We start from the raw sequence: 13169 nt of genomic DNA, 5'->3' as shown, positions 1-13169 counted from the left end.
GATTTCGCGCGGCCCGCCCATGAGCTTCCTGACCGACACCTTCGCCATGCCTATTGCGCTCACCCAGCCCGGCTGGCTGTGGAGCTTGTGGCTGGGCGTGGCGCTGGACCTGTGCCTGGGTGAGCCACGGCGCTGGCATCCGCTGGTGGGCTTTGGTCGCTGGGCTCGGTTCATCGAACGTTGCCTCCACCGTGGGTCGTCCAAACGGCGGGGCGTGCTGGCCTGGTGTCTGGCCGTGCTGCCGATCGTGGGGGCGTTCATGATGATGCGGGCGATCACGCCCATGGCCGGGCGCTGGCTGCTCGACGGGCTGGCGCTCTACGCTGCATTGGGCCTGCGCAGTCTGATCGAGCATGTGGTGCCGGTGGGTCGCGCCTTGCAGCAGCAAGACCTGCCCGCTGCCCGCCAAGCCGTGCAGCACATCGTCACGCGCGACTGTGCGGTGCTCGATGAAGCCGGTGTGGCCACGGCAGCCGTGGAGTCGGCCTTGGAAAACGGCAGTGACGCCGTCTTCGCCAGCCTGTTTTGGTTTGCCCTGGCGGGCGCACCAGGCGTGTTGCTGCACCGGCTGTCCAACACACTGGATGCCATGTGGGGCTATCGCACCCCACGGTATCGGCACTTCGGCTGGGCCGCAGCGCGCCTCGATGATGTGTTGAATTGGTTGCCCGCACGCGCCACGGCGCTCAGCTATGCCCTCTGCGGCCGCACCGGCCGAGCTTGGCACTGTTGGCGCACACAAGCGCCCCAGTGGGACAGCCCCAACGCCGGCCCGGCGATGGCCGCCGGTGCCGGGGCGCTGAACCTGCGGCTGGGGGGCGCGGCACGCTACCATGGCCGCTTGGAATGGCGGCCAGTGCTCGGCGAAGGCAAGCCACCCGGCGCCACCGACGTCCAGCGCGCCTGTGCATTGCTGCTTCGCTGCTTCGTGCTGTGGATGGTCGTGCTGACCTTGCTGGCGATCCTCGTTCAGGAGGGGGCGTGATCCCCAAGCCCGCGCCCATTCCCCATGGGGCCGACCTGCACCGGGCCATCGAGCGCTTTGGCTTCGCCCCAGCAGGGAAGCCGTGGCTGGACCTGTCCACCGGCATCAACCCTTGGCCCTGGCCTGCGCGTGAGCACATGACCCACCTGCCCGAGGCTGCCTGGCATGAGCTGCCCGGCCCCGATGCGCAAGTGCAAGCTGCTTTCGATGCGGCCTACGGATCAGGGGCGCTGCCCGTGCCTGGCTCGCAGGCCGCCATCCAAGCGCTGCCCCGCCTGTGGCGACGCCATCTCGGCCGTGCGCACGTGCAAGTGCTGTGGCCCAGCTATGGTGAACATGCCGCACGCTGGGGCTTGGAAGGGCATGCCGTGCACCTGCACGCTGCGGCCGCGCTGGGGCGCACGGCGGCCGACGTGATCGTCATCGCTCACCCCAACAACCCCACCGGCGACACTTTCGATGCATCGCGCGTGCGCGCGCTGGCGGCGGCCTGCCGCCTGCTCGTCATCGACGAAGCCTTTCTCGACGCCGCCGATGGACCCAGCCATGCCCAGCTGGGCCTGCCCAATGTCGTCGTGCTGCGTTCGCTGGGCAAGTTCTACGGCCTGGCGGGGTTGCGCGTCGGGGCCGTGCTGGCCAGCCCCGCGTGGCGCGAGGCCCTGGCCGCCGAGCTGGGGCCCTGGTCCGTGGGGGGCTTGGCGTTGCAACTGGCTGCGGCTGCATTGCGCGATACTGCCTGGCGAGCCACCATGCGCCAGCGGCTCCAGGTGGCCGCGCAGTCCTTGGGCATCGTGCTGGCTCGTCATGGTCTGGCCCACCAGGGCACGATGCTATTTCGCACCGTGATCACGGCCCGGGCTGCCATCTTGCACGAAGCCTTGGCCCGGCAAGGCGTGTGGACACGCCTGTTCGACCTGCCCGCGCCAAGCGGCCATCACGGCTCCGACTTCCAGGCCCTGCGCCTGGGCCTGCCACCCCATGAAGCGGCGTTGCAGCGGCTTGATGCCGCCCTGGCTGCAACCGTCCCCATGCTGGAGAACCCATGAAGACCGTTTGGATGAGCTTGCTTTTGGCTGCGGCCTGTGTCACGGGTGCGCCGGCTGCCCAGGCGCAGGCCGTCAGTTCCGTCGATGACCATGGACGCACGCTCACGCTGCCGCGGCCTGCGCAGCGCATCATCAGCTTGGCGCCGCATGCGACCGAACTCGTTTTTGCCGCGGGCGCAGGGCATCGTCTGGTCGGGGTGGTCGAGTACAGCGACTACCCCGAAGCGGCTCGGTCCATCCGCCGTGTGGGCGACAACAAAGCCATCGACCTGGAAACCATCGCTGCGCTCAAACCCGATCTGATCGTCGTCTGGCGTCATGGCAATGCACGCCGCCAGATCGAAAAACTCGCCGCCTTGGGCATCCCCCTGTACGAAAGCGAGCCGCGGCGGCTCGACGACATTCCGACCGCGCTGGAGCGACTGGGCCGCTTGATGGGCACCGAAGCCGCCGCCCAACAGGCGGCCGACGACTACCGCCGCACTCTGCACGCCCTGCGCGAGCGTTACGCGGGCCGTCCCCCGGTGACCACCTTTTACCAAGTGTGGCGCCAACCGCTGAAAACGCTCAATGACGAACATCTGGTCAGCGACGTCATTCGCCTGTGCGGCGGCGTCAATGTCTTCGGTCGACTCGCCCCGCTGGTGCCCACCCTGTCAGATGAGGCCGTGCTGCAAGCCAACCCCGAATTCATCTTTGCTGCCAGCATGGGGGCCACTGCCTCCGATCGCCCGCTGGACAGCCTGGACGGCTGGAAACGCTTCCCGCGACTCATGGCGGTGCAGCGCGGCAACCTCTTTTACGTGAACGGCGACCTCATCAACCGGCCCACGCCCAGGGTGCTGCAAGGCGCAGCCTTGCTGTGCGAGGCGATCGAGGAGGCGCGCCGCCGGCGACGCTGATCAACCCACGGCATGGACACCCTCGTACGATGAACAAACGGAAAGATCCCGCCAAAAGCGGCAACGACGCCAACCTTGGCTTCGAGGCCAAACTCTTCAAAGCCGCCGACAAACTGCGCGGCAACATGGAGCCCAGCGACTACAAGCATGTCGTGCTGGGGCTCATCTTCTTGAAATACATCTCCGACGCCTTCGAGGCCAAGCACCAGGCGCTGTTGGCCGAAGACCCGCAGGTTGCCGAAGACCGCGACGAATACCTTGCCGACAACGTGTTCTGGGTGCCAGCGGCGGCGCGCTGGTCGTATCTGCAGGCCCACGCCAAGCGGCCCGAGATCGGCACCCTGATCGACGAGGCCATGCGCGCCATCGAAAAAGAAAACGACTCGCTCAAAGGCGTGTTGCCCAAGGACTATGCCCGCCCCGCGCTCAACAAGGTCATGCTGGGCGAGTTGATCGACCTGTTCTCGCGCATCGGCCTAAAGGATGCGGCCCACCGCTCGAAGGACATACTCGGGCGTGTGTACGAGTATTTCCTGGGGCAGTTCGCCGGCGCCGAAGGCAAGCGCGGCGGCGAGTTCTACACCCCGCGCTCGGTGGTGCGCGTGCTGGTGGAAATGCTCGAACCCTACCGGGGCCGCGTGTACGACCCCTGCTGCGGCTCGGGCGGCATGTTCGTGCAATCGGAAAAGTTCGTGCAGGAGCACGGCGGGCGCATCGGCGACATTGCCATCTACGGGCAGGAAAGCAACTACACCACGTGGCGGCTGTGCAAGATGAACCTGGCCGTGCGCGGCATCGACGCCGACATCCGCTGGAACAACGAAGGCAGCTTCCACAAAGACGAACTGCGCGACCTCAAGGCCGATTACATCCTTGCCAACCCGCCGTTCAATGTTTCCGACTGGGGCGGCGAGCGCCTGCGCGAAGACGTGCGCTGGACCTTTGGCGTGCCGCCGGTGGGCAATGCCAACTACGCCTGGCTGCAGCATATCTATCACCACCTCGCTCCAAACGGCACCGCGGGCGTGGTGCTGGCCAACGGCTCCATGAGCTCCAACCAGAGCGGCGAAGGCGACATCCGCCGTGCCATGGTCGAAGCCGACGTGGTGGACTGCATGGTGGCGTTGCCCGGGCAGCTTTTTTACTCCACGCAGATTCCCGCTTGCCTGTGGTTTCTGGCGCGCAACAAAAACCCCGGCGGGGGCTTGCGCGACCGGCGCGGCCAAGTGCTGTTCATCGACGCCCGCCAGATGGGCGTGCTGGTGGACCGCACCCGGCGCGAACTCACCGACGAGGAAATCCAGCGCATCGCCGACACTTACCACGCTTGGCGCGGAACCGTAGGGGCGACCCGCAGGTCGCCCCTACCGGAATACGCCGACATCCCCGGTTTCTGCAAATCCGCCACGTTGGAGGACATCCGCCAACACGGCCATGTGCTGACGCCGGGCCGCTATGTGGGTGCGGCGCAGCAGGAGGACGACGGCGAACCCTTCGAAGCAAAGATGGCGCGCCTGTCCGCCCAGTGGCGGCAGCAGCGCGAAGAAGCGGCCAGGTTGGATGCCGCGATCGAGGCCAATCTGAAGGAGCTGGGGTTTTGATCATGTCGTTCTTATTGCCGCCATTCACCACCTGGAGCACCCGATGACCCCGCAAGAGCTCCTGCAGATGATTGCCGCTGGGGAGAGGCTTGCCGTCGAGTTCAAGGGCGAAGCCAAAGCCCCCCTTTCCGACCGCGATTTGGTGCAGGCCGTTGTCTGTCTGGCCAATCGAACCGGCAGCGAATCCGGTTATCTTCTGATCGGGGTCGAAGACGATGGCCGCCTCACCGGCGCACGTCCGCGCCATGGCAGCATCACCGACCTGGACAAACTCGCCGCCCTGATCGCCCATCGCACCCGTCCACCAGTAACCGTTCGCATCGAATCCATCGACTACGAAGGCCATGCCGTTCTGGTGATCGAAGTACCTACACAACACCACCCGGTTGCCACCGCAGATGGCCTTTTCCTTCGCCGCGCGGTGGGTGGTGACGGCAAACCTGCTTGCCTACCAATGGATGCCCACGCCGTTCAGTCCCTCTTGGCAGGACGGGGGTTGCTCGACCCTTCGGCGCAGATCCTCGCCGATGCCCGCTGGCAGGATCTCGACCCCCTGGAGTTCGAACGCTTTCGCCGCAGTGTGCGGGAGCGACGCGGCCGCAGCGACGAAAGCCTGCTCGACCTACCCGATCTGGAGCTCGCCAAAGCGCTGGGTGTCATCGATGCCAATGGCAGCGTGCGCGGCGTTCGCCTGGCGGCCTTGTTGCTCTTTGGCAAGGAAGAGGCACTGCGCCGTTACGTTCCGGCGCACGAAGTCGCCTTTCAGGTGTTGCGCGGGCTCGACTTGGAGGTCAACGACTTCTTTCGCTGGCCACTGTTGCGCGTGATGGAAGAGATCGAAATGCGCATCCGCGCCCGCAACCGAGAAAAGGAACTGATGGTCGGGTTGCTGCGCGTAGGCGTTCCCGACTACCCCGAGCGCGCCTTGCGCGAAGCGGTGGCCAATGCCCTCATCCACCGTGACTATCAGCGCCTGGGTGCCGTCCATTTCCAATGGCACCCCGAACGCATCGAAATCAGCAACCCCGGCGGCTTTCCGGAAGGTGTGCGCCTGGACAACCTGCTCGTCACCGCACCACGCCCGCGCAACCCCTTGCTGGCCGACGCCTTCAAGCGCGCCGGCATCGTCGAGCGCACCGCGCGCGGCATCGACACCATCTTCTACGAACAACTGCGCAACGGCCGCACCGCCCCCTCTTACGCGCGCAGCGATGCGACTGGCGTCACCGTCGTCATCCCTGGAGGCCAAGCCAACCTCGACTTCGTCCGCCTGCTCGTCACCGAAGCGCAGAACGGACGCACTCTGGGCTTGGATGAGCTCCTGATCCTCAACGCCCTCTGGCAGGAGCGCAGCCTGACCACTGGCGACGCCGCCCACTTGCTGCAAAAGCCCGAGGCGGAAACCCGCACCACCTTGCATACCCTGGTGGAAGCGGGCCTCGTCGAAGAACGCGGCCAAAAGAAAGGCCGAACCTGGCACCTGGCCGCCGCCGTCTATCGCCTGCTGGGCAACAAAGCCGGCTACGTCCGCCAACGCGGATTCGAACCCCTGCAGCAAGAACAAATGGTGCTCCAGTTCGTGGAAAAGCACAGACGGATCACACGGCGCGATGCGGCTGAGCTCTGCCGGATCGGCCCGCACCAAGCCACTCGCCTGCTATCCAGACTGGTGGACGACGGCCGACTGGTGCGCCACGGAGAACGCAAGGGGGCTTGGTATGAGCGAGGAACAAAAATATGAGCGCGCGCATAAATGCCGAGCATCGCGCGCATAAGCTCGATGCCGCGACCGAGGCCAACCTGAGGCGCTGGGGTTTTGAACGCTGCGTTGAACACACGCCCGAGTGATGACCACAATCAACGCAACGTTGATCAAGCGACTTGCGCGAAATCACCGGCTACGCCCGCAACCGGCGCTTTCGCTTCGAACCCTATTTGCGGCTGTTCGAGGAAACGGCGGAGGCGGGCGTATGAGCGGGTCGGGAGGTGTCGTGATGCGTTGCCAAGGGAAGGTCAAGGCAATGGCTGCTGCAAGTCAGGTTAACTTGAAGGGGGGGTGAGGATGGTCAGTGAGTGGCGCAAAACGACAATCGGCGCTGCATTTGATGTCAATCCGCCTCGTCCACTGAAGCGAGGTAGCGTGGCACCGTTCATCCCAATGGATGCGTTGCCAGCGCACGCAAGAGCAGTAGAGCGCATCGAAACCCGCGAATTCACAGGTTCAGGCACTAGGTTTCGCAACGGTGATACGCTTATTGCACGCATTACACCGTGTCTCGAAAACGGAAAAACCGCCTTTGTCGTCGGCCTGCGTAATGATGAAGTGGCGCATGGATCGACAGAATATATCGTGCTCAGCGGCAGATCCGGAGAAAGCGATTCATTGTTCGCCTATTACATAGCTCGTTCTCCGGAATTCCGACGCTATGCAATAGGGCACATGGAGGGGACATCCGGCCGACAGCGCGTCCCGTCGTCAGCCGTTGAACGATTTCAAATCACACTACCCCCGCTTGCCGAGCAACGCGCCATCGCCCATATCCTCGGCACGCTGGACGACAAGATCGAACTCTTGCGCCGCCAGAACGAAACGTTAGAGGCCATGGCCCGCGCCTTGTTCAAGGCGTGGTTCGTGGATTTCGAGCCCGTGCGCGCCAAGATGGAAGGGCGCTGGCAGAGGGGGGATGTAGGGGCGACCGGCCGGTCGCCCCTACCTGGCCTGCCCGCGCACCTCTACGACCTCTTCCCCGACCGGCTCATCGATTCAGAATTGGGCGAGATTCCGGAGGGGTGGGAAAGTGTACCAGCGAGCCATCTCATTGAGTTCAATCCATCAGAATCCTTGGGAAAGGGGACGGAAGCCCCATACATCGAAATGGCCGCATTGCCGACGTCTGGGAGCTGGCCAGAGCCGCCGGTATTGCGGCCATTCGGTAGTGGTATGCGTTTTCGCAATGGTGACACCTTGTTGGCCCGGATTACACCCTGTTTGGAGAATGGAAAGGCGGCCTTTGTCCAGTGCTTGCCTGACAACGCGGTGGGGTGGGGTTCCACTGAATATATCGTAATGCGACCCAAAGCCCCAGTGCCGCCGGAATTCGGGTACTTACTGGCACGAGATTCGACTTTTCGGGCGCAGGCTATCCGAAGCATGACAGGCACCTCCGGTCGGCAGCGTGTTCAGGCTGACTCGGTGGCCGCGTTCAAGCTTGCGGCACCGGTCAAGAAGACTGTATGGGATGCGTTCTCTCGTCTTGTTGCGCCCCCATTCAAGAATGTCAAAGTTAATGCTGAGGAAATCGAAACCCTCGCCCAACTGCGCGACACCCTGCTGCCCAAGCTGATATCCGGCGAACTGCGGGTAAAAGATGCAGAACGGTTTTTGCTGGAGAGAGGCTTATGACTGAGAAACGCGCATTTTCCGTGCAAATTTTCGTGCCCATGGGTGATCCGGAGGGGCTGCGCATCATTGAAAAGTCCAACTGGACGGGACAAGGGCTGATGTTCCCGCGCGCGATCTTTGCCGAGGTGCGCCAGCGTCCCGAATTGCAGCGTGCCGGAGTGTACGTGCTGTGGGGGCCTGGTGTCTTCGGGCAACTGCCCAGGATTTATGTGGGCGAAGGTGATTTCCTTCGCGCCCGGCTTGACCAGCATCACAAGCAAAAGGATTTCTGGACACACGCCATCGTATTCACCAGCAAGGATCAAAACCTCAACAAAGCGCATGTGCAATATCTGGAGGCGCGGCTGGTTTCACTCGCTAGTCAAGCTAGGCGGGCCGAGTTGGACAATGGCAATGTGCCACAGCTTCCGGTGTTGTCCGAGGCTGACGCGGCCGATGCGGAAGGCTTCTTGGCTGACATCTTGCTCTGTCTGCCCGTATTCGGTGTAACCGTTTTCGAGAAGTCGAAAGCACCCGCGCACTTGCCGAACGGTCAGCAGGAATTGTTTCTACGTGCCAAGGGCATCGAGGCGCGCGGAATCGAAAGTGCCGAAGGCTTCATCGTGCGCTCTCGCTCGCAGGCCGTCAAAACAGAAGTGCCGTCCATTCACGCGTACTTGAGCGAGCTGCGTCAGTCGCTGCTTGCGAACGGAATACTGCAAGACGCAGGTGAGTTCTACTGCTTGACGGAGGACTACACGTTCAACTCGCCTTCCACAGCGGCGGGTATTTTGCTTGGGCGCTCCGCCAATGGGCGCACAGAGTGGAAGGACGCAAAAGGGCGTACGTTAAAAGTCCTCCAGGAAGCGGCGGCGGCGTGAGCGCCTGGTTTACCCTGCTGCCCAAGCTGTTTTCTGGCAAACTGCGTATAAAAGACGCCGAAACGTTTCTCAGGGAGAGAACACCATGACCACGTTCAACCAACTCGTCATTTTCGAGTCGAGCGGACAGCCGGTGCAGGTGCGGTTGGAGGGCGAATCCCTCTGGCTGACGCAGCGCCAGATGGCCGAGGTGTTTGCCACCACGCCGGAAAACGTGCTCATGCACCTGAAGAACATTTTCCGCGATGGCGAGCTGGAGGAGGCGGCAACGACTAAGGATTTCTTAGCAGTTCAGACCGAAGGCAGGCGGCAGGTTCGGCGACAGCTCAAACACTACAACCTCGACGCCATCATCTCGGTCGGCTACCGCGTCAACTCCACCCGCGCCACACGCTTTCGCCAATGGGCCACGCGGGTTCTGCGCGAGCATCTGACCCAGGGCTACAGCCTGGACCGCCAGCGCTTTGAGCAAAACGCTGCCGAGCTGGAAGCGGCGTTGGCGCTGGTGAAAAAAGCCGCCGCGGGCGAGGCGCTCACGGCCGAGCAGGAGCGCGGGCGATGAACGGCCATGTCAGCGGGCCAGCGGCCGGCCGCTTTGGAAACCGTCGCTCCATCCGCCTGAAAGACTACGATTACACGCAGCCCGGCGCGTATTTCGTGACAATCTGCACGCACGATCGGCAATGCCTGTTCGGTGAAGTGGTGGATGGAGAAATGCGGTTGAACACGTGGGGCGAGATCGTGCGTGAGGAATGGTTCAAGACCGCACAAATACGCCCGTTTGTGCGATTGCACGATGCCGAATTCGTCGTGATGCCCAACCACGTGCACGGCATCATCTGGATCGTGGGGAATGACCATGTAGTAGGGGCGACGCGCCGCGTCGCCCCTACACGCCGCGTCGCCCCTACATCTGGACCCGCCCCCGGTTCCGTTGGCGCCATCATTGGGCAATTCAAATCGGTCACCACCAAACGGATCAACGGATTGCGGGGTAGACCCAGCGCCATCTGGCAGCGCAACTATTACGAACACATCATCCGCAATGAAGGCGCGCTCGCCCGCGTTCGCGAATACATCGCCAACAACCCGCGACAATGGGCGCTGGATGCGGAGAATCCCGCGCTTGGATCGCGTTGGATGCCGCCCGGATCTGGAGAACCGTAATGGCCTTTTTATCCGAAGCCGACGTCGAATCTGCGCTGCTGGACCAACTGGCCGCGCTGGGCTATGGCATCGCGCGTGAGGAGGACATCGGCCCCGATGGACACCGGCCGGAGCGGGAGGGCCACGATGAAGTGGTGCTGAAAAAACGCTTCGAGGACGCCGTGGCCCGGCTGAACCCGCATCTGCCACTGGAGGCGCGTCAGGATGCCGTGCGGCGGGTGATGCAGTCCGAGCTGCCCCATCTGCTGGAGGAAAACCGCCGCCTGCACAGGCTGCTGACCGAAGGCGTGGATGTCGAGTACCACGCGGACGATGGCACCTTGCGGGCGGGCAAGGTCGCGCTGATCGATTTCGAAAACCCGGCGCAGAACGACTGGCTGGCGGTGAGCCAGTTCGTGGTGATCCACGGCCAGAACCACCGGCGTCCCGACGTGGTGGTGTTCGTCAACGGCCTGCCGCTGGCGGTGATCGAGCTCAAGGCCCCGGGCAGCGCCGGGGCGCATCTTTGGGGCGCGTTCAACCAGTTGCAGACCTACAAGCGGGAGATTCCGCAGCTCTTCCACACCAACGCGCTGCTGGTCACGTCGGATGGCATCGCGGCGCGGGTGGGGTCGCTGTCGGCGGATATGGAGCGTTTCATGCCGTGGCGCACCACCGACGGCACGGCCATTGCCCCGAAAGGCGCGCCGGAACTTTCGACCCTGATCGAAGGCGTGTTCGCGCATCGCCGCCTGCTCGATCTGCTGCGCGATTTCACGGTGTTTGCCGAAACCGGTTCGGGGCTGGCCAAGATCATCGCGGGCTATCACCAGTTCCACGCGGTGAAGAAGGCGGTGGAACAAACCGTGCGCGCCTTGCCGCCCAAGCACGTTGCGCAAGAAGACCCGGCGGACTACGGCCTGCCGTCGGCCAAGACCCAGCGCCCTGGCGACCGGCGTGTGGGTGTGATCTGGCACACGCAAGGCTCGGGCAAAAGCCTGTTGATGGCCTTCTATGCCGGGCAACTGGTCAAGCACCCGGCGCTGGAAAACCCCACGCTGGTGGTGCTGACCGACCGCAACGACCTGGACGATCAGCTCTTTGCCACGTTTTCGATGTGCCGCGACCTGATCCGCCAAACGCCGGTGCAGGCCGAGGGGCGCGAGCATTTGAAGGAGTTGCTCAACCGGGCATCCGGCGGGGTGATCTTCACCACGCTGCAAAAGTTCGGCGAAGTGGACGGGCCGCTCACCACGCGCCGCAACGTCGTGGTGATTGCCGACGAGGCGCACCGCAGCCAATATGGCTTCAAGGCCAAGGTGGATGCCAAGACCGGCGAAGTCTCCTATGGCTTTGCCAAGTACATGCGCGACGCGCTGCCCAACGCCTCGTTCATCGGCTTTACCGGTACGCCCATCGAAGCCGAGGATGTCAACACCCCGGCAGTGTTCGGCCATTACATCGACATCTACGACATCAGCCGCGCGGTGGAAGACGGCGCGACCGTGCCGATCTACTACGAGTCGCGCCTGGCGCGCATTGAACTGGACGACGACGAAAAGCCCAAGATCGACGCCGAGATCGAAGCCATTTTGGAAGACGAGGAGGAGCCGACCCGCGAGCGCACCAAACAGAAGTGGGCCACGGTGGAGGCGCTGGTCGGCGCCGACAAGCGCCTGGCCCTGGTGGCCAAGGACATCGTGCAGCACTTCGAAAATCGCGTGGCCGCGCTGGATGGCAAGGCAATGGTCGTCTGCATGAGCCGACGCATCTGCGTCAAACTCTACGATGAGATCGTCAAGCTGCGGCCGGACTGGCACAGCGACGATGACAACGCCGGCGCGGTGAAGATCGTGATGACGGGGTCGGCCGCCGACCCGGTGGAATGGCAGCCGCACATCGGCAACAAGGCAAGGCGCGATCTCTTGGCCAAGCGCGCGCGCGACCCAAAAGACCCACTCAAGCTCGTGATCGTGCGCGACATGTGGCTCACCGGCTTCGATGCGCCGTGCATGCACACCATGTACGTGGACAAGCCCATGCGCGGCCACGGGCTGATGCAGGCGATTGCGCGCGTCAACCGCGTGTTTCGCGACAAACCGGCCGGGCTGATCGTGGACTACATCGGCATTGCGCAGAATCTGAAGAACGCGCTGGCGCAGTACTCGCCGCGCGACCGAGAACACACCGGCATCGACGAGCGTGATGCGATTGCGGTGATGATGGAAAAGTACGAAGTCGTGCGCGACATGTTCCACGGCTTCGACTACCGGGCCGCGCTGGAGGGCTCGCCGCAGGCGCGGCTGGCGATGATGGCGGGCGCCATCGAGTGGATTCTGGACCAACAGCAGCAGTGGGCGGCGCAGGAAGCCACGCCGCAAGGCAAGAAGGCCGCGCACCGGCGCTTTGGCGATGCGGTGCTGGCCTTGTCCAAGGCGTATGCCTTGGCCTCCGCCTCTGACGAGGCTCGCCAAATCCGAGAGGAAGTGGGCTTCTTCCAGGCGATCCGTGCCGCGCTGGTCAAGAGCAGCACCGGCTCCGGAGTGACCCAGCAAGAGCGCGAATTGGCGATCCAGCAAATCGTCAGCCGCGCCGTGGTGTCCACCGAGATCGTGGACATTCTGAAGGCCAGCGGGCTCAAGAGCCCAGACATCTCCATCCTCTCGGACGAATTCCTGGCCGAAGTGCAGCAGCTAGAGCAGAAGAACCTGGCGCTAGAAGCCCTGAAGAAGCTCATCAACGACGGCATCCGCTCGCGCGCCAAGGTCAATGTCGTGCAAACCCGCGCGTTTTCCGAGCGCTTGGAGGCCGCGGTGGCGCGCTACCACGCCAATGCCATCACCACCGCTGAAGTGCTGCAAGAGCTGATCCAGTTGGCCCGCGACATCCGCGCCGCCCGCCAGCGTGGCGAGGAGCAAGGCTTGAGCGAGGAGGAAATCGCCTTCTACGACGCCCTGGCCGAGAACGACAGCGCGGTGCAGGTCATGGGGGATGAGAAGCTGCGCGTGATCGCCCATGAGCTGCTGGTGTCTTTGCGCGACAACGTGTCGGTGGACTGGGCGCACCGCGAATCGGCCCGCGCCCGCATGCGGGTGTTGGTCAAGCGCATCCTGCGCAAATTCGGCTATCCGCCGGACTTGCAGGATGCAGCGGTGCAGACCGTGCTCGCGCAGGCCGAAGCGTGGGCCGAGCGGTGGGTGCAGCCGACACTCAGCGTCCAGTGACG

General features: G+C 63.7%; 10 protein-coding genes. All 10 read left to right on the top strand.

Annotation, left to right across the window (positions count from 1 at the left end; translation table 11 throughout):
- Positions 1-19: 19 nt before the first annotated feature.
- The 10 genes from cbiB (at position 20) to CTA01S_RS05205 (ending at position 13167) form a co-directional block, all read left to right on the top strand.
- A complete protein-coding gene (gene cbiB, locus CTA01S_RS05250; protein ID WP_232300996.1) occupies positions 20-985 on the top strand; it encodes an adenosylcobinamide-phosphate synthase CbiB in 966 nt (321 codons plus the stop codon).
- On the top strand, positions 982-2031 hold the full coding sequence (locus CTA01S_RS05245; protein WP_062192973.1) for an aminotransferase class I/II-fold pyridoxal phosphate-dependent enzyme: 1050 nt from the start codon (positions 982-984) through the stop codon (positions 2029-2031). Before cbiB ends, CTA01S_RS05245 begins: the two co-directional genes overlap by 4 nt.
- Entirely contained in the window at positions 2028-2933 is a 906-nt protein-coding gene (locus CTA01S_RS05240; protein ID WP_019559499.1) for a cobalamin-binding protein, read from the top strand. The genes CTA01S_RS05245 and CTA01S_RS05240 overlap by 4 nt, the downstream gene beginning before the upstream one ends.
- Positions 2934-2962: 29 nt before the next feature.
- Positions 2963-4534, top strand: coding sequence for a class I SAM-dependent DNA methyltransferase (locus tag CTA01S_RS05235; protein ID WP_019559500.1), 1572 nt, complete (start codon positions 2963-2965; stop codon positions 4532-4534).
- Between the two features lie 43 nt (positions 4535-4577).
- Complete coding sequence (locus CTA01S_RS05230; protein ID WP_062192970.1) at positions 4578-6275, top strand: RNA-binding domain-containing protein; 1698 nt, start codon at positions 4578-4580, stop codon at positions 6273-6275.
- Between the two features lie 399 nt (positions 6276-6674).
- Positions 6675-7937, top strand: a complete 1263-nt coding sequence (locus CTA01S_RS05225) for a restriction endonuclease subunit S (RefSeq protein WP_232300995.1) — start codon at positions 6675-6677, stop codon at positions 7935-7937.
- Positions 7934-8797: a GIY-YIG nuclease family protein gene (locus tag CTA01S_RS05220; protein WP_062192967.1), complete on the top strand. Its 864-nt coding sequence runs from the start codon at positions 7934-7936 to the stop codon at positions 8795-8797. The genes CTA01S_RS05225 and CTA01S_RS05220 overlap by 4 nt, the downstream gene beginning before the upstream one ends.
- A gap of 85 nt (positions 8798-8882) precedes the next feature.
- On the top strand, positions 8883-9359 hold the full coding sequence (locus tag CTA01S_RS05215; RefSeq protein WP_019562240.1) for a virulence RhuM family protein: 477 nt from the start codon (positions 8883-8885) through the stop codon (positions 9357-9359).
- Positions 9356-9964: a transposase gene (locus tag CTA01S_RS05210; protein WP_019562239.1), complete on the top strand. Its 609-nt coding sequence runs from the start codon at positions 9356-9358 to the stop codon at positions 9962-9964. Before CTA01S_RS05215 ends, CTA01S_RS05210 begins: the two co-directional genes overlap by 4 nt.
- Complete coding sequence (locus tag CTA01S_RS05205) at positions 9964-13167, top strand: type I restriction endonuclease subunit R (RefSeq protein WP_062192964.1); 3204 nt, start codon at positions 9964-9966, stop codon at positions 13165-13167. The genes CTA01S_RS05210 and CTA01S_RS05205 overlap by 1 nt, the downstream gene beginning before the upstream one ends.
- The last annotated feature ends 2 nt before the right edge of the window (positions 13168-13169 follow it).

The sequence above is a fragment of the Caldimonas taiwanensis NBRC 104434 genome, from assembly GCF_001592165.1.
GTDB classification, from domain to species: Bacteria; Pseudomonadota; Gammaproteobacteria; order Burkholderiales; family Burkholderiaceae_C; genus Caldimonas; species Caldimonas manganoxidans.
Note: the sequence above shows the minus strand (reverse complement) of the source record. Positions and strands in the feature narration are given on the sequence as shown.